The organism is Aggregatilinea sp., assembly GCF_036822615.1.
GTDB lineage: Bacteria > Chloroflexota > Anaerolineae > Aggregatilineales > Aggregatilineaceae > Aggregatilinea.
Genome location: NZ_DAISHJ010000007.1, coordinates 94,294 through 111,812, shown reverse-complemented (window position 1 = coordinate 111,812; position 17,519 = coordinate 94,294). Strand labels below are relative to the sequence as shown.

At 63.6% G+C, this 17,519-nt stretch carries 16 protein-coding genes; 7 read left to right on the top strand and 9 right to left on the bottom strand.

The annotated features are described in order from the left end of the window. Together V7116_RS04395 and V7116_RS04390 are read left to right on the top strand one after the other, a co-directional pair. The coding region (locus V7116_RS04395) for a M23 family metallopeptidase (protein WP_324390667.1) at positions 1 to 399 on the top strand (399 nt) is incomplete at its 5' end. A gap of 22 nt (positions 400 to 421) precedes the next feature. Continuing rightward, a complete protein-coding gene (locus tag V7116_RS04390) occupies positions 422 to 685 on the top strand; it encodes a helix-turn-helix domain-containing protein (protein ID WP_324390666.1) in 264 nt (87 codons plus the stop codon). A 31-nt stretch (positions 686 to 716) separates the two neighbouring features. Here V7116_RS04390 and V7116_RS04385 read toward each other — a convergent pair whose 3' ends face one another. After that, a complete protein-coding gene (locus tag V7116_RS04385) occupies positions 717 to 959 on the bottom strand; it encodes a hypothetical protein (RefSeq protein ID WP_324390665.1) in 243 nt (80 codons plus the stop codon). A gap of 239 nt (positions 960 to 1,198) precedes the next feature. Between V7116_RS04385 and pdo the strand changes: the two genes are divergently transcribed. Beyond that, a complete protein-coding gene (pdo, locus tag V7116_RS04380; protein ID WP_442891760.1) occupies positions 1,199 to 1,849 on the top strand; it encodes a protein disulfide oxidoreductase in 651 nt (216 codons plus the stop codon). Between the two features lie 86 nt (positions 1,850 to 1,935). After that, positions 1,936 to 2,208, top strand: a complete 273-nt coding sequence (locus V7116_RS04375) for a GroES family chaperonin (protein ID WP_324390663.1) — start codon at positions 1,936 to 1,938, stop codon at positions 2,206 to 2,208. 61 nt (positions 2,209 to 2,269) lie between these two features. Here the strand turns inward: V7116_RS04375 and V7116_RS04370 are convergent, their stop codons facing one another. Beyond that, positions 2,270 to 3,271, bottom strand: a complete 1,002-nt coding sequence (locus V7116_RS04370; protein WP_324390662.1) for an alpha/beta fold hydrolase — start codon at positions 3,269 to 3,271, stop codon at positions 2,270 to 2,272. Between the two features lie 120 nt (positions 3,272 to 3,391). Here V7116_RS04370 and amrB point away from each other — a divergent pair, with 120 nt between their 5' ends. Further along, positions 3,392 to 4,234 (top strand): AmmeMemoRadiSam system protein B, encoded by an 843-nt coding sequence (gene amrB / locus V7116_RS04365; protein ID WP_324390661.1) that lies wholly within the window; start codon positions 3,392 to 3,394, stop codon positions 4,232 to 4,234. 57 nt (positions 4,235 to 4,291) lie between these two features. Further along, positions 4,292 to 7,228, top strand: coding sequence for a replication restart helicase PriA (priA, locus tag V7116_RS04360; RefSeq protein ID WP_324390660.1), 2,937 nt, complete (start codon positions 4,292 to 4,294; stop codon positions 7,226 to 7,228). 120 nt (positions 7,229 to 7,348) lie between these two features. Here priA and V7116_RS04355 read toward each other — a convergent pair whose 3' ends face one another. Genes V7116_RS04355 through V7116_RS04345 form a run of 3 tightly spaced genes read right to left on the bottom strand, consistent with a single transcriptional unit; the run spans position 7,349 to position 9,554 of the window. Then, positions 7,349 to 8,344, bottom strand: coding sequence for a polymer-forming cytoskeletal protein (locus V7116_RS04355; RefSeq protein ID WP_324390659.1), 996 nt, complete (start codon positions 8,342 to 8,344; stop codon positions 7,349 to 7,351). Between the two features lie 59 nt (positions 8,345 to 8,403). Further along, complete coding sequence (locus tag V7116_RS04350) at positions 8,404 to 8,964, bottom strand: hypothetical protein (protein ID WP_324390658.1); 561 nt, start codon at positions 8,962 to 8,964, stop codon at positions 8,404 to 8,406. Further along, positions 8,964 to 9,554 carry an RNA polymerase sigma factor gene (locus V7116_RS04345; protein ID WP_324390657.1) on the bottom strand — a complete coding sequence of 197 codons (591 nt, stop codon included), beginning with the start codon at positions 9,552 to 9,554 and terminating at the stop codon, positions 8,964 to 8,966. Before V7116_RS04345 ends, V7116_RS04350 begins: the two co-directional genes overlap by 1 nt. 226 nt (positions 9,555 to 9,780) lie before the next feature. Between V7116_RS04345 and ilvC the strand changes: the two genes are divergently transcribed. Further along, a complete protein-coding gene (gene ilvC / locus V7116_RS04340; RefSeq protein WP_324390656.1) occupies positions 9,781 to 10,782 on the top strand; it encodes a ketol-acid reductoisomerase in 1,002 nt (333 codons plus the stop codon). A gap of 6 nt (positions 10,783 to 10,788) precedes the next feature. Here the strand turns inward: ilvC and V7116_RS04335 are convergent, their stop codons facing one another. The 4 genes from V7116_RS04335 to V7116_RS04320 form a co-directional block, all read right to left on the bottom strand. After that, positions 10,789 to 11,625: an aminotransferase class IV gene (locus V7116_RS04335; protein ID WP_324390655.1), complete on the bottom strand. Its 837-nt coding sequence runs from the start codon at positions 11,623 to 11,625 to the stop codon at positions 10,789 to 10,791. Between the two features lie 53 nt (positions 11,626 to 11,678). Continuing rightward, positions 11,679 to 12,497, bottom strand: a complete 819-nt coding sequence (locus V7116_RS04330) for a phosphodiester glycosidase family protein (protein ID WP_324390654.1) — start codon at positions 12,495 to 12,497, stop codon at positions 11,679 to 11,681. Between the two features lie 99 nt (positions 12,498 to 12,596). Then, the gene (locus V7116_RS04325) at positions 12,597 to 15,497 is read right to left on the bottom strand and encodes a VWA domain-containing protein (protein ID WP_324390653.1); all 2,901 of its coding nucleotides are present in this window, start codon (positions 15,495 to 15,497) and stop codon (positions 12,597 to 12,599) included. Continuing rightward, positions 15,494 to 17,518 carry a VWA domain-containing protein gene (locus V7116_RS04320; protein ID WP_324390652.1) on the bottom strand — a complete coding sequence of 675 codons (2,025 nt, stop codon included), beginning with the start codon at positions 17,516 to 17,518 and terminating at the stop codon, positions 15,494 to 15,496. Before V7116_RS04320 ends, V7116_RS04325 begins: the two co-directional genes overlap by 4 nt. Between the last annotated feature and the right edge of the window lies 1 nt (position 17,519).

Genomic DNA, 17,519 nt, shown 5'->3' with positions numbered 1-17,519 from the left:
GGCGTGATGGGCCTGCCGTCCTCCGGCGCGATCACGTCCCAGTACGGCACGCAGCGCGACTACAACAGCGGCTCGCTGAACACGTTCCACAGCGGGACCGACTTCGGCGGCGCGCCCGGCTCGCCCATCGTCGCACCGGCGGCGGGCGTCGTGGTCCTGGCCGAGCCGTTGACCGTGCGCGGCAACGCGACCATCATCGATCATGGCTGGGGCGTCTATACCGGCTACTGGCACCAATCGCAGATTTTGGTGAATCCGGGGGATGTGGTCGCGGCAGGTCAGGTGATCGGGTACGTCGGCTCGACGGGCCGCGTCACCGGGCCGCACCTGCACTGGGAGTTGTGGGTCAGCGGCCTTCAGGTCGATCCGATGCAGTGGGTTCGCCAGAGTTTTCCGTAACCGTCGAGGAGTTTACATCGTCATGCCGAACCGGGACCACACCGAACGTCCGCCGATCGTCCCGCTGCGAATTTACTCGCGCGAAGAAGTCGCTGAGATCCTCGACGTCAGCCTGAGCACCGTCAAGCGACTGCTGGCATCCGGTCAACTGCGGGCCAGCCAGCCCGAAGGACTGCGACGCGTATTCATCACCGGGCAGGCCATCCTGGATCTGCTTGAATCGTCCGAAATGCACTCGTCCAGCCCGGCCCAGGACAAGCGTAAAACGCGCAAGAGCCGCTCCTGAGCGGCCCCTGTCACGTCGATGAAATGCCACGTTACAATTGCAGCCGGACCAGCGAAAACACCGCCGCGACGATCACGCCGATGACGATCAGCAGCGGAATCGCCTGATCGCCCAACTGCACCACGCCCGCCACGAGCAGCGCCACGCCCGCCACAATCGCCACGACCAGCAGGCAGCCACAGCCAATAATCCAGCGCGACAAATTACCCAGCCGGTCGAACAGTCCACTATCCCGAGGCCGATCACGGCCAAGCAGCGTCTCAAGTATGTCCAAGTGAATTTCTCCCCTTTTTACCATCCACTGAAGTGTCGTGCGCCCATTATACTCCGGCGCAAGCGGCGACTCTAATGTGATTCTGTTAGTCAGCCGGGCGCGGGTTCGTTATGATGGATGAAGTGACGCGAACGAATGGCGCAGTGAAATCTTTCAGGACCAAAATACACAACCAAATGCGTCCGGCTGCATCTAACTGGGTGAACCTTATTCACTAGACAAGCGAGGCAACGGCTCCCATGAGTTTAATGGATACCGACACCCAGAATCAGGTACGCGAACTGCTTTCGACGGTTAGCACTCCCGTGACGCTGCACCTGTTCACGCAGGAATTTGAATGCGGCTACTGCAAGGAAACGCGCCAGATTGCCGAGGAAGTTTCGGCCCTGTCTGACCTTGTGACGCTTGAAATCCACGATTTACAGGCCGACAGCGAGTTGGCCGCGTCGCTGAACATCGACAAAATTCCCGCCATCGCCGTGTTCGAAGGCGACAAGGATTTTGGCATCCGCTTCTACGGCATCCCCTCCGGCTACGAGTTTACCTCGTTCCTGGAGGCGATCCTGCTGGTAGGTGCAGGCTCGGTCGAGCTGGAAAAGGAAACGCTGGCGTTTCTGGAAGCGCTCGATGAACCGCTCCACCTCCAGGTATTCGTGACGCCCACCTGCCCCTACTGCCCGCGCGCCGTGTCGCTCGCGCACATGCTGGCATACGCGTCGCCCAAGATCACCGCCGATATGGTGGAGGTCACCGAGTTCCCGCACCTGGGCAATCGTTATCATGTGATGGGCGTGCCGCGCACCGTCATCGGCGAAGAAGTTTACGTCGAGGGTGCGGTTCCCGAGCGGATGCTGCTTGACAAGCTCAAGGCTGCCGCGCAGCGGTCATAAGCCCGCCGTGGCACTATGTGGCCTTTGATGGCCGACTGGTTGAGTTCAAGGACTCGAAGAAGGAGATTCTAAGGATGGCTGATAAGATGAAGATCGAACCTCTGGGCGCGCGCGTGCTTGTCCTGCCGATGGAGGGCGAGTCGCAGACTCCGGGGGGCGTCCTGCTGCCCGAGACCGCCAAGGAAAAGCCCCAGCAGGGCACGATCGAAGCTGTCGGCAGTTCGGAAGAAATGACCACCGATCTCAAGGTGGGGGATCGCGTCTTGTTCCCCAAATACACCGGCACCGAGATCAAGCTGGACGGCAAGACGTACCTGCTAATGGACGAAAGCGACGTGCTCGCCCGCTTCAACGACTAGCAAATCGCCCGCCCTTATAGTGAACGCCACGAGCAGCCGGGACGATCCCGGCTGCTCGCGTTTAACCGATCACCCAGCGCGCCAGAAAATCAAGGAGTGCCGTGTTGAATGCCTCTGGCGCCTCATGCATCGGCAAATGCCCCGTCCCTTCCAGCACAATGTATTCGGTATCCGGCAGTGCCGCCGCTAATGCGTCCCCTTCAAGCGCCGGAACCCATGTATCTTCCGCACCCCACACCAGCAGCACGGGCAGCGCAAGAGCGCTTAAGGGGCGTGGCAGCGCAGATGTCCCGCCATCCCGCGTGATGCCCAACAGCGCCAGATCCCATCCCGGCGTATCGAGCGCGCGCTGATACCCGCTCACCAGATCGGGCGTAATCGCCGCGTCGTCGTAGGCGGCATCCCGCAGCAAATCGGGTACCAGATCCGGCCCGATCTGCCGCAGCGCGATCTGCGCCCACCGGCGCACAACAGACACGTTCAACAGCCAACCTGGAATCGGGATCCCACCGTCGCCCTGCCCCGCCAGTGCGGGCGCAGCCAGGATTAACCCGCTGACGCATTCGGGATGTGCCAGCGCGATCAGTGTTACCACCCGTCCCCCCATGGAGTGCCCTACCAACGCGGCCTGGTCAATTCCCAGTTCGTCCATCAGCCCCAATACGCGCGCGGCCTGCGCCGACTCACGATAGTCGATCGTCCAGCCCTTTTCGCTCAGCCCGTACCCGGCCAGATCGACCGCGTAGACCTCATATCCCGCCCCGGCAAGCGCCGTCATGGTACCATTCCACGTCACCGTTGACCCGCCAAATCCGTGCACCAGCACCACTGGACCCTTGTCGCCCGGCAGGTGCGTATAGTACAGCGTCACGCCATCCACGGTTGCAAACGCGCCGTTCTCATCCGCCAGATCCGACGGAGCGCGCGGCTCCGGTCCGCCGAGCGGCAGCGCAAACGGTACAACAAACAGCGCCGCCAGCGCGAATAGCACCAGCGCGGCGAACACAAACGGCCATACAGGGGATGGCAGACCCAATCGTGTCGAGATCGAGAACTGGCGCATAGATTTGACCTCCTGAACGCTATAAAATGGATTATATCGTGACGCGCAATTCTGGTGATTCCGCCTCAAGCGCGGTAAAATACTGGGACTAGTTGCACATATGTCCTATAGTGAGTTGATATGACAGCCGCTGCGTTTCAAAACGTTCGTCCGTCGCCGCTGGCAGGCCGCTGGTATCCCGCCCAGCCCGCTCAGCTTGCGCAGAACATTGACCGGTACCTCGACGACGCCCCACCCCCAGACGTTCAGGGCCGCGTGATCGGGCTGCTGGCACCGCACGCAGGGCATTACTATTCCGGCCCCGTGGCGGCCTGCGCCTATAAGGCCGTGCGCGATCTGGCGGTGGACGTCGTGGCCGTGCTTGGCCCATCGCATTATCCCTATGCCGCGCCGCTGCTGACTACGGGACACGATGCATATGAAACGCCGCTCGGCACGGTGCCCGTCGATCGCAGCGCCCTGTCCGCGTTTACGGCGCGCGTTCCGACGCACGCGGTACAGCGCGACTCTGAGCACGCTATCGAAATCGAACTGCCCTTTTTGCAGCGGACGCTACAACCCGGTTTCGCCCTGCTGCCCCTCGCCCTGATCGACCAGTCGCTCGACGCAGCGCAGGCGATCGGGCGCGCGCTGGCCGAGGTCCTGGCGGACCGCCGCACGCTGCTAGTCGCCAGTTCGGATCTGTCCCACTTTTACCCGCAGCCGACCGCCCACACGCTCGACCACACACTGCTTGATGCGGTCGAAGCATTCGATCCCGCCGCCGTGATCGAGGCGGAGCACCAGGGAACCGGATTCGCGTGCGGGCGCGGCGCGCTGGCCGCTGTCATGATCGCAGCGCGGCTGCTGGGCGCGGACGCTGCTCAGGTCGTCGGTTACGCCACCTCCGGCGACACCACAGGCGACATGAGCCAGGTCGTCGGATACGGCGCGGCCCTGTTCTATGACTCCACCACCGCGTAACACGCACATCCTGATCGCCGCAGCCTGACCGAGCACTCGACGGGGAAAATCCGCGCCATGTTTGCCGAAGTCGCCGTGAATCGCCGTGTAAGCGGCACGTTCTCCTACCACATCCCGCCGGAATTAGCCGGAAAGATCGCGCCCGGCCATCTGGTCAAGGTTGCATTTGGCACGGCGCACACGACCGGCATCGTGGTCGCATTGGTAGACAGTGTAGACATCCCCGAAACCAAGCCCATCCTGGAGCGCATCGATCCGCTGCCCGTGGTCACCCCGGTGCAAATCGAGCTGGCACGCTGGCTTTCTGCCGAATCGCTGACCCCGCTGGCGGCGTGTCTCTGGCTGATGCTGCCCCCCGGACTTGCCAAGCGCGGCGATTTTCTCTATACGCTGCTCCAAGAGGACTCGAACGGATCGCTTTCCACCGTCCAGGAGCGCATCCTGGGCCTGCTCAAACGTCGCGGACCGCTGCGTGGGCGGCAGTTGACCCACTCCCTGCCCCAGACAAACTGGCAGTCCTCGATGACCGCCCTCGTCAAGCGCGGTGTGGTCGAACAGGAACCGGTGCTCGATTCCCCCGACGTCAAGCCGAAGATGGTGCGCACCGTCCAGTTGGCGATTCCCGCCTCGCGCGTGAAAGATATCGCCCCGCGCATCGGCAGCGAATCCCGCCGCGCCAACATCCTCGAAGCGCTGATCACCGCGCGCGGCCACCGCATGCAGCTCAGCGCCCTGTGTCTTGCGGTCGGCTGCACGCCTACCCCAGTCAAGGCCCTCGCCAAATCCGGCGAAGTCATCATCGAGCCGAGGCAGACGTGGATCGAACTGGCCGTGCCCAACGACGAGATCGAAGCGCGGCTCGCCAGCGCCATGTATGCGCGTGCGCCTGCTCAAGCCAAACTGCTGCGTAAGCTGCTCAAAGCAGGCGGAGCCGTCCCGCTCGGCGATCTGAATCGACCAATTGTTGCCCAACTTGAGGAGGTTACGACCGTCCGGCGCTCGGAAGAACCGGCCTGGGTCGAGCTGGCGATCTCGCCCAAAGACGCGCAGCAGCGCATCATCGATCTGCGCGGCAGCCAGCCCTATCTGGACATCCTCAACGCGCTGGTACACGAACCCGATCCGGTGAACGTCGGCGAAATTTACGCCAAAACGGGCGCGACCCTGGTGCGGCTCCAGCGATTGGCCGATGACGGCCTCGTGACCCTGGGCGAAGCTGAATCGTGGCGCGATCCGCTCGTAGACCATGAGTACGTGCCGGTCCTCGCGCCGCCCCTCACCACCGAGCAGGCGCAGGCGTGGAACACCATCCAGCGCTACATGGACACCGTGCATTGGGGCCGCGTCTCTCCGCGCCCGGATACGTCGGGTGTATTCCTTCTGCACGGCGTCACGGGTTCCGGCAAGACTGAGATCTACCTGCGCGCCGTCGAGCACGTTCTGGCACAGGGTCGTCAGGCGATCGTGCTCGTTCCCGAAATTTCGCTCACACCCCAGACGATCCATCGCTTCGCCGCCCGCTTTCCAGGCCGCGTGTCGGTCGTCCACAGCGGCCTCAGCGTGGGCGAACGCTACGACACCTGGCGGCGCGCCCGCTCCGGCGATTTGCACGTCATCGTCGGCGCGCGGTCGGCATTGTTTACGCCCCTGCCCGATGTGGGCCTGATCATTCTGGATGAGGAGCACGACGACAGCTACAAAAGCTCCGCGCCGATCACTCCGCCTTTTTACCACGCGCGCGAAACGGCGATCAAAATGATGCAGCTTACGCGCGGAACCGTGCTGTTGGGCAGCGCCACGCCCGACGTAGTAACGTACTACCGCGCGACGCAAAACCAGTACACGCTGCTGCATCTGCCTGACCGCGTGATCGCGCACCGCGAGCGGCTGGCCGAGCAAACGCGTCGCCTCAACGCGCCGGTCGCCCGCTACCAGCCAACCAGCGCCTCGGACGCGATGAGCGCCGCCCTACCTGACGTGCGCATCGTGGATATGCGCCAGGAACTGCGCGCCGGGAACCGCAGCATCTTCAGCCGCCCACTTCACACCGCGATCACAGAGGTACTCGCGCGGCACGAACAAACGATTCTGTTCCTCAACCGGCGTGGTACGGCCACCTTCGTCATGTGCCGGAACTGCGGCTACATCGCCAACTGCCCGCGCTGCAGCACGCCCCTCACCTACCACGACCCTCAGCAGGTGTTGGTATGCCATTACTGCGGCTATACGCACGACCAGATTTCCGTCTGCCCGGAATGTCACAGTACGAAGATCAAGCATTTCGGCCAGGGCACGGAACTGATCGAATCCGCCGTGCAGACCACTTTTCCGCACGCCCGCACGATCCGATGGGACCGCGACACCGCCACCGGGCGCGATGCACACGAGATGATCCTCAAGTCCTTCAGCGAGCGCCGCGCGGATATTCTCATCGGCACGCAGATGGTCGCCAAAGGGCTGGACCTGCCGCACGTCACGCTCGTCGGCATCATTTCAGCGGATACCGCGCTCGGTTTGCCCGATTACCGGTCGGGCGAGCGCACGTTCCAGTTGTTGACGCAGGTCGCGGGCCGTGCAGGGCGCGGCGCGCTCGGCGGGCACGTAATTCTGCAAAGCTACCTGCCCGAACATTACGCGATCCGCGCCGCCGCCGGGCACGATTACGAAACGTTCTTCAAGGAGGAGCTTGAGTTCCGCCGCGAGCAGATGTATCCGCCGTTCCGGCGTCTGGCACGGGTGGTTTTCCAGTACGAGACGGCTCAGCGCGCCGAACAGGAAGCGCGTTTTGCGGCTCAAACGCTGCAAAACCACATCACCGGCATGCAGTACACCGCTTCCGAGATCATCGGGCCGACTCCGTGTTTTTTCGCCAAGCGGAACAATCTCTACCGCTGGCATCTCGTCCTGCGCAGCCCCGATCCCGCTGCTGTGTTGAGCGGCATCGACCGCCCCGACGCATGGCTGATCGACATCGATCCGGTCGATATGCTCTAGCCGGAAGCAGCCCGGGTACACCTTTCCATACAACTGACCTTGTGCAGCGGCAGCAAAAAAGGGTAGGACTAGTTGTCCTACCCTTTCAAGTTCACATCAGCTTCTGCTCTTCGTTGATCCCTACGATTCGCCAGCACGCGGATACGGTTGGCTGCCGATGCGCGTCAGCATCACCGCGCCCAGCCCCACCGAACCGACCACTGCCGACACAATCGCGCCGATCCATCCGGTGAACCAGAACAGGCTCCACACGTTCACGAACAGGCCCAGCGCGATCCCACCCACGGCGGCGATCACCAGCGGCGGCTGCTCGTTCATGTCCAGGCGGTGCAGCACAAACTCACCGGTCACGGAGGCCAGCGCGAACCAGCCAAGCCCCGCCAGCAGCGCCAGCGTCAGCCAGCCCAGAATGGCGAACGGCAGCAGAATGATCGGCAGGATAAGGAATAGCGACAGCGCATAAACGATGGTCAGGCCGATTGCCACGACGGCAGTAAGGCAGCCGACGCCGCCCATCAGCCCCGGCGAGCGCCGCGCGGTGGCCGAAATACGCCCGATGCGCTGAGGGAAGATCGCGCTTGCCAGTGCGGCCAGCCCGCCCAGGAAGAGCGTGTTGCTAAAGAAGCTGCCCAGCCGGAACAAAAACGTGCCCCGCCAGCCGGATCGTCCCGAATCCAGCGCGCTGCTGACAGTCACCCGTTCACCCTCGCTGCATTCGTGCTTCAAGGTGCCCATAATCTGCGCGTCCGGCGACTGGTCGAGTGTCTTGACGCATACCGACAGATCGCCCGTCACCTGGGCGGTATCGGCCAGGATCAGCTCGTTGGCGATGACCACCAGATCCCCGTCAACGCGACCTTCCATCTCGACATGGTTGGCGATCAGTGTCGTGTTTCCGTCGATCACACTGTCAGGGCGCAGATACGCATTATTGGCAAACACCACCTGATCGCCGCTGCGCTGCTCGCTGCTGTTCAGTGTGAACGTTCCGTGGAAGCTGAATCCACTCAAATCGGGCGCGCCGAGCGCGACCGCAATCAGCAGAAGAACACCGAGGATGAACGCCCCAACTGCCGCTGCACCTACGATAAGTACTCGCCGCTTTCGCCCTGTCATCTCGTTACCAACTCGTTTCCACCACTACCCGCGCCAACCCTCTGTTCACGCCGGTGCAGCTACTCCGCTTTAACCCGCGTCCGGCCAGACAGATACCACAGCAACCACGCCCACACCATACCGAGCGGGATCATTGTTGTCAGCAGTGCGGGGACCATCGGGGTATCGGTTGCCAGGTCTCTCATCACGCGGATCAGATCCACGACGAGGTCGATTGCGTAGCTCGTCCCCGACGTCACGCCCTGAAAGAGCGCGGTCACCGTCGAGGGGCTGCTAAGCGTGCTGACCAACACGATCAGCGCCACCGACAGAAACGGGATCGTCAGCAGCGCCGCAGCCATCAAGCCGAGGGCCACCCCCACACTGATCTGGCGATCTGCCAGCTCATCCAACCGCAAGCGCTCAATTGCCGCGATCACGCGTGCGGCGAAACCCGACGACGGCCCAACCAGCGGCGTCGTGCGCAGCAGTTGATCGACTTGCTGCATGCGCTGCCACTGCTCGGAATTGTCCCTGGAGGTGGCAAGCTGCTCCTGAAGCGATTCGAACTCGGACTCCGAAAGCGCTTGATCGAGCGCCTGATTCATACGACGTTGCAGATTCGACGGGTCATTCACCATTAAGAACCTTCCGCTACCAGATTGAGCGCCGACGCATGCTGCGCATCAAGATGTTCCGCTAGCACCTGCCGCGCGCGGAACAACCGGCTCTTGACCGCACTTTCGGTCGTATCGAGCATCTCAGCAATTTCCGCATACGACAGGTCGTACCAGTAGCGCAGGACGACCGCCAGACGATATTCAGGATTCAAATCATCCAGCAAATCCTGCACCAGCAAATTCCGCTCGTTCGTCAGCGCAGCTTCTTCCGGCCCCGGAATATCGCTCGTCAGCGCGGGATGTGGCATTAGCGGTTCGTCTTCCAGCGAAAGCCAGACCAACCGCCGCCGGCGCAGCCGGTCGATGCAGTGATTCGACGTGATGGAAAGAATCCACGTCTTAAACGAGCGTGCAGTATCGTAGCGCTCCAGATTCGCATAGGCGCGCAAAAACGCCTCTTGTGCGGCATCTTCCGCCTCGGTCCGCTCATTCAACATGCGATATGCCAGGTTAAACACATCGCGCTCGAATCGTTGCACAAGCTCCCCAAAGGCCTGCTGATCGCCTGCGAGCGTTCGCTGCACCAACAGGAGCTCGGTTTCTTCGCTCACAGTCACTTACCCTACCTGGTGACGCTGCGTTAGTTGAACCCTACCCACTATGATATACGCAAACCGCCGCGAGTTGTTGCGCAGATCGAATAATTCCACTGTATTTTCTCCCCCTCATCTTCGATCCGGACTGGTCAGGAAGGCCGTAATAGGGGTAGAATGCGCGGAGTTCCACGCAGCATACCCGTTTCCACCCAATGCCCGACCGCCGGAGAGGAAAAACAGCATGGCCGTCATTTACCGCGACGCAGACGCCAATCTTGGGCTGCTCACCGACAAGCGTATTGCCGTGTTGGGCTACGGGAACCTCGGCAGGCCAATGGCCTTGAATCTGCGTGACAGCGCGTTCCCGGTGCTGATTGGCAATCCCGACGACAGCTATGCGGTTCACGCCTACCGCGACGGCTTCGAGGTCGTCTCGATTGCCGAAGCGACCGAACGCTCCAATATGATCCTGGTTCTGGTTCCCGACGAGCTGGCCCCCCAGGTCTACCTCATCGAGATTGCGCCGCGCCTCAAGCCCGGCGACACGCTCGTCTTTGCCTCAGGTTATAACATCACGTTCGGTTTCATCGAGCCGCCGCCGTTCGTAGACGTTGTGCTGGTCTCGCCCCAAACGGTCGGTGAAGCCGTGCGCGACGGCTACGTCGCCGGGTCCGGGTTTCCCAGCTTCGTTTCGGTCGCGCAGGACGCCTCCGGCCAGGCGTGGCCGCGCGTGCTCGCTATCGCCAAAGCGCTCGGCGCACTGCATCGCGGCGCAATCGAAATGACCTTCCAACAGGAAACCGAGCTGGACCTGTTCTGCCAGCAGGCGCTCATGCCCGCCATCCACAGCGTGCTGCAAACCGCGATCGACGTCCTCAACCGGGAGGGCTTTCCGCCCGAAGCGATCTTCAGCAGCCTCTACCTGTCCGGCGAACTGGGCTATATCATCTCCAAGTGGGCCGAAAGCGGCATCCTGCCCAGCATGGGCATGCACTCCCTCACCCACCAGTATGGCACACTCTCGCGCATCGAGCGCTTCAAAGAAGTCAAGCTCACCCGCCAGATGGAAACGATTCTCGATTCGATCCGCTATGGAAATTTCGCTCAGGAATGGGCCGCCGAGTTTGCCGACGGGTACCCGCGCCTCGAAGCGCTGCGCCGCCGCCTATCGAACATGCCCTTCTGGCAGTACGAGCGTGAGGTACTCGACGAGATGCACCGCTCGGACGACGAAAACGCCTGATCCCGTCTAGATCGGCTCGGCGTGCGCCTCGGTCCACTGCCCATATCCGGCCATCAGCGCCTGCACGACCGGCCCCACGCGCCCGCTGCCGACCGGCTTACCGTCAATCGCCGTAACCGGCACGACGCCGCGCCCGCTGCTGGTCAGCATCGCCTCGTCCAGCCGCCCGATGTCTTCGCGGCAAATGGGCGTCAAATCGACCGGCAGCACATCGGGCGCGATCTCAAAAATCGCCTTTCGTGTGATGCCCGCCAGTACACCATCGCCCGCGGTACGCAGCACACCGGCCAGCACACCGTAAAAATTACTCGACAGCCCTTCGAGCACACAGCCGCGATCGTCCTGCATCACGCCTTCATACGCGCCGCCCGGCAGCGCCGACGCAGTGCCGCGCCGCTGCTCCATCCACACGGTCGTCTTGATCTGGGGCGTCGCGCGCCGGATCGGGACCAGCGCGACGTTCACCCCATTCGCCAGCAGGACGGGATCGACCGGCTGAAGCGCCTCGATCGACAGGTACAGATGTGCGGGATCGGCTTCCGGCACGGTGATGCGGAACTTAGTGTCGGCATACCCTGCCACCTCGATCATCTCGCGCAGGGCGGCGCGCAGCCGTGCGCGGTCCAGATCCAGAAGAATTCCAGCCAAACGCGCCGATTCTTCCAGGCGATCGAGGTGCGCGTCGAACAGCAAGGCTCTGGTGCGGAAGAACGTCCGCGCGACCGTATATACGCCGTTCGGTTCGTATACGACGGCTTCGGCCAGCGACGCAGCGCGGTAAGGCGCGGGGGACAGCCCCTCAGGGCCAAGAATGGAAACAGGAATGGATTCCGTATGCTGCATAATCACCCTCCCCCAATGAAGCAGACCGCCCGATTATAGCAGACGCGCCGCCATCAGGAAGGGTACACGGCGATCACGGCGGGAAGCCCATCCAGCGCGGGAAACGTCTGCGGATCGGGCCCGCGTATGACCATCGCGGTAGATTTTCCGCCGTCCAGCGCGAACGCGATCGATACATCCAGATCGCTGGCCAGCAGCCACGCCTGAAGATCCGCGAACGACACGAACGCCACCGGCACGGCGATGAACAGGATACGCCCGGTTCGGTCCTGTGCGGCAACGGTGCGCCGCGATCCTTCGCTGAAGCCGTCGCCCTGCGGCGCGGCGATCCCGCCTGCCTCGACTAGCATCGGAAAGGCCTGCACGGCCTGATACAGATCTTCGCCGTAGTACGGCTCACTCACCAGCGAGCGCACCCGCGCGCCGTACGCATCCACCTGGAACATGCCGCCGAATCCCGCGAACGACTCACCACTGACCTGTCCATCGCTGATCACCAGCCCCATCGACCGGTCGGCTTCGTCGAAAAACCCCGCATTGACGATCACCGCCGCGTCAGGAATCTGCTCGCTCCACCCGTTTATGCCCAGCGCGTCGCCCGGCCTGTAGTGCACGCGAAAGGTCACCAGCGCCGGATCGATCCGCACCTCGACCGCCGTAAACGATCCGCCGCCCACCAGAGTGACCCGCTCGTTGCGGTATTCGATCCCCGGCGCAATACTCTGCCATCCCGTCTCAGGGGGGACGGTCGGCGCACGTGTCGGCGTCGGCGGCAGCGGCGACGGCGCGCTGGTCGCCAGATCGGAAACACCGCGTGCCAGAGTGCACCCCATCAGCGCCAGCGCCGCGATCGCCCATCGCAGCCACCTCATCCATTTTGAGCCTGTCACCAGTACTTTGAGCAAGGGAATTGAACTTGTCCTATTCGTTGCGGCTTATAAACGGGAAGATTCAAGAGGCAGAGGGCCGCTTTACTCGTCTTTTTTGTCCGACGACGGGCGGCGGCGCTCCATCAACCGCGCGGCAAGACTGCCCCCCTCCGGCGGTGGCGTGGGCTTGGGTTTCGGCGCAGCGTCGGGTACAGCGGGCCGTCGTGATTCAACAGGCGCGGATTCCTGCGCCGGCGGCAGGTCCGGACCCGGCTGCACCGATCGCGCACGGCCTTTGGCGTCCATCAATCGCCCGAACCGCTCCTCGGTGAGCGCCTGCGTTTCGCTGGTACGCCGCGTGAAGACGCCGCCCACCGCCCCGCGCACGCGTTCCACCTCGCGCGAGCCGATCACCAACCGCCGCGCCGCCACGTCCGCCGGGAACAGCAGTAGCGCCGCCAGAATAAACGCGGGCCACAGGGGCTGCGCCGCGCGCTCGTGGTGCAAATCGTGCGCGAAGGCGTCTTCGGGATCACCCGCCAGCGACGCGCCGTCGGTCGTCCGCGCGATCGTATTCAGCAGCCCCAGCGACTGGTTGGTGTCGTCTTCACTCCCCACCCGGTATTCGGAGGAATAGCTCATCACCCAGCCGGTCGTTTGCATGATACCGCTGCCCTCGTCTTCCGAAGGCGCGCCGGCCACCGTGATGAAGTACGACCCCTCCTGCGCGGGCGTAAAAGTGGCTTCGTAGCGCCCGGGCGCGGTCTGCTGCAGCGGTACGGTCGCCGTTTCCAGGTTGCTGCCGACGATCGCCGCATCGAGCTGCATGCCGTTCAGGTAATTGCCGTTGCTGTCGCGTACGTCGGTCACGATCACAGCCTGCTCGCCGCGCTGCTCAACGCGTGTCTCGATGTTGCTCGCCGCGCCTTCGGTGATCGTCCACCGGATCGCCTGACTCCAAAAATCAGAATACCCATCCCAGGCTATCCAGTCGCTGCCCCACCGCGACGACGCATCGGACGTGAACGCCACCGAGCGCCCCAGCCCGTACTGCCACGCCGCCAGGATCGGGTCGTCTTCCGGCCCGGTCAGGATCATCGTGGCGGTCTCCTTGGGCGAGGTCGCCACGTAGCCGTGCAGCAGGGGCACGCTGTCGATGCCGCGCAAAATCGGATGCGTAGCCGTCAGCGCCGGGCGGAAATCGTCCTCGAAAATATACGAGCGCGTCGCCAGCAGAGTCTCGGACGTGAAGATCGCCGGGATGGTCGAAACGTCGCTCGCCAGATGGAACTGCCCATGCCCCGCCGTCGCCACCTGCTGCAGCCATTCGACGTAATCGCGCCCCACGGCCACTACCGAGGTCGTGATGCCGTAGTTCTGGTACATGCGATCGACCGTCGCTTCGATGCCACTCTGGTCCGCGCCGCCGTCCGTCAGCAAAATGATGTGTTTCAACGTAGACGGATCGGTCCGCAGTACCTCATCCGCCGCCAACAGCGCCTGCCGGATATTCGTGCCGCCACCGGGCCGTAGCGCACCAACTTCGGCCCGCATCTGGTCGCGGTTCGCCCCGTCACCCAGGTCCTGCAGGTGCAGCACCCAATAGGCCGACACGTCGAACGACAGCACGCCCGTGCGGTCGTTGTTATTCAACAAGTCAAATGACCGCACGACCGCTTCTTTCGCCAGTTCCAGGTTAGACACGCCGCTGCTGCTGGCGACTTCCATACTGCCCGAACGGTCGATGACAAACAGCATGGTCAACTGCGGGATGCGCTGCTGGTCTTTCAAGCGCATATCGACCGGCAGCGTTTCCTCGATCGGCGTCTCGAAGTAGCCGCCCACACCGAAGCTGTCCGGTCCACCAACCGCCACCAGACCGCCGCCCAGGTCGCGCACATACGCCTGCAAATAGCGCATCCGGTCGGCGCCCAGTTCCGTCGCGGAGACGTTCGCCAATACGATGCTGTCGTAAGCGCTCAGCGGCGCCAACCCGATCGGCAGATCACGCGGTCCTTGCACGTCCACTTGCAGCCCCGTTTCTTCCAGCGCCGCCTGCAAGGACTCGACTTCCCGCACATCGCTGGCAACCACCAGCACACGCGGTGGCCCGGTGACCTCCGTGAACGCCGAAAGCTCGTTGTTCTGGTAGAACGTATCCGCGCCGCGCGGCTCCACCACCACGCGGAAATCCACGAAGCCCGGCGTCGGCACGCTGAGATCGGGGAACACGTACGTGTTTTCGCCCACCTGGAGCGTCACATCCTGCCGTACGATCACCTCACCCGACGACAGGACGCGTATTTCTGCGGCGGCATCGGCGCGGTTGCTGAAAATCGTCGTCGTCAGGTCGAACTGTTCGCCCTCGTTGACCGTCGCGGGCACGCTGACGTTCTGCACCAGGATTTCCGGCTCAGTAGTGCCCTCCACCGCGTCCGTCGCAATCAGCGGCACGACGTCGATTTGTACCCCTGTTGCCGCCGCCAGCCGCGCGACTTCCGCCGCGTCGCCCACAGTCTGCTTGCCGTCGCTGAGGATCACCATGCGCTTCGCCGCGTCCGCCGGGAACAGCGCCAGCCCCAGCCGCATCGCCTCTGCCAGATCCGTGTTCAGCCGCACCGGATCGGCTCCCGCCTGAACCAGCTCCAGCCGGTCCGTCATCGGGATTTCGACCAGCGCATTCGCTCCGAACAGCACCACCGCGGCCTGATCGCGCTCGCTCATCGTGGCCGACGCCGCGCGCACGTAATCCAGCGCCGCGCTGCGCAGCTGCGCCGACACACTGTCCGAAACGTCTACCAGAAACACCACCGCGAGGTTATCCGCCGTCTGCTGCACCTGGATCCCCGCCAGCCCGACGATCAGCAGCGCAACCAGCAGCAGGCGAATGATCAGGCTGATCGTATCCCGCGTGCGGCGGTACGCGAAGCGCGGCCACCCGATCGCCGCGAAGATGGGCAGCAGCAGGAACAGCCACAGCGCGCCAGGATTCGTAAAGCTCATCGCAACCGCCTCGCACCCAGGGGGCGGCCCCCGGCTCTCGCACGGCGGTTGCGCCGCTCGAACAGCGCCCGCGCCCGTTCTCTCAGTTTTGGCGTGGCAGAACTACCGCCGGTTAATGCCGCGCGCGGCAGGCGGTGGCGCGTCCGGTGATAAATCCACCACTCCGCCACCAGTAAGGCCAGCCCCAGCCCTGCGACCCACGGCCACCACTCGCGGCGGCCAGTTTCCTGCCGCGCCGCCTGCGTGATCGTCGCCGTGCCAAGTGTCACACTGCTGGCCGGGGCGATCCGGCTCTCTGCGTCGTCGAACAAGTTCACCGCAAACGGTTCGGATCGCACGACCTGATCCCCCGCATAGAGTGTGACGTGGTAAATGCCCGATTCCAGCGTGTCCGCGAACACGGCAGTGCTGCTCGTCGTATCCAGCGCACTCGTACCGCCGTCCGGTCGCGTGACCACCGCCCGGTCGGAAGCCTCCACAAAGTGCACGATGACAGGCGTGCCCGGCGACAGGCTCTCCGTAACATCGATCGCCTGCGCGGGCGAAAACCAGCTTGCCAGCTCCGCGATCAGGATCGGCCATGCGGGCTGCAGCACAAGATCGGTATTCGGATAGCGCGCATCAAACCCCAACAGCGCCACCTGCCGGTTCTCGACTTCCCCGGCAGCGATCACCGGCTGGTCGCCGACGCGCGCCAGCACCGTCGCCCACTCGATGTCGCTCAATGGGCGGATCTGCCCCAAGGTGATACTGCTTGCATAGGGCGCGACGTTGACCATGCGCGGATCTTCGACATTCACCGTCAGGTTGTCTTCAGCGGGCCGCGACGGGCTGATGCTGAAGAAGTCCGTCCCTTGCGGCGGATCAATCAGCAGCAGGTCGCCATCCGGCAGCGTATCCGGCAGCCAGCGGTCGAACACGTACAGGTCGAATGCCTGCTGCGGCAGTGGGGCGCCCACCTGCGCCTCGACCAGCTCGATCTGTGGCAAGCTGCGGAAGATCTGGCGCAGGAACAGGTTTTCGTCCTGCATGACCAGCAGCACGCGCGTGGTGCCGGACCGGTCCCGCGCCGCAACGGCCACGTTGTCCGCTGCGAGGTAATCGCGTCCCGACGCCCCGGCGGGCAGTGTCAGCTCTGCCGCCATCGTATCGAAGTCTTCCGGCAGCGCCACGTCGTTGATGTCGATGCTGCCCTGCGCGGGGATGGTGTAGCGGTACGCCCAGAAAATCGACTCGCTGCCATCCAACCGCACGTCTGCGATCACGTCCATCGTCGTGTCGCCGTAATTCGTGATGCGCATGAACAACTGCGGGGGCTCCCCTGGCAGGCTTGCCATCGCCAGCGCCGAAATTGCCAGATTGCTGTCCGACCGCCCCACCGGCACATACCGCACGTCACCGGGGATGGGCGGCAGATCGGGCGGCAGCCCGCCGTCGCTGACCAGCACGACTTTCAGCGCGTCCACGCCGACCCCGCCCGCGGCAGCCAGCGTCAGCGCCGCCTGCCAGTCCGCGCTGACCGCACCTGCCTCCGCCGACTCGATCGCGTTCCGCAGCACCAACCGGTCGCGCGAAGCCGCCGCCAGCACTTCCGGCACGTCGCTCACGCGGATCACCGTCATCGTGTCATCCGGTCCGAGCGTGTCCACCATGTCCAGCGCGACATCCCGCGCGGCGGCGAATCGGCTCGGCGTGACATCCGTCGCGGTCATGCTCGCGGACGCGTCCAGCAGCAGGACGATCCGCCCCGTGGTGATCGTCTTGACCTCCACGAAGGGCCGCGCAAGCGCAAGCACCAGCGCAAACAGGATCAGCAGTTGCAGCAGGAGTAACCAGCTCAACCGCAGCTTCTGCCACGGCGCGTTCGCTTCCCGGTCCCGCACGAGCTGCTGCCACAAAAATGTACTCGACACCTGCATCTCGGTCCGGCGCAGGCGCAGCATATACAGCAGGATGATCGGGATCGCCAGCGCGGCCAGAGCCAGCGCCAGCGGAGTCAGAAACGAAAGCGATGAGAACATG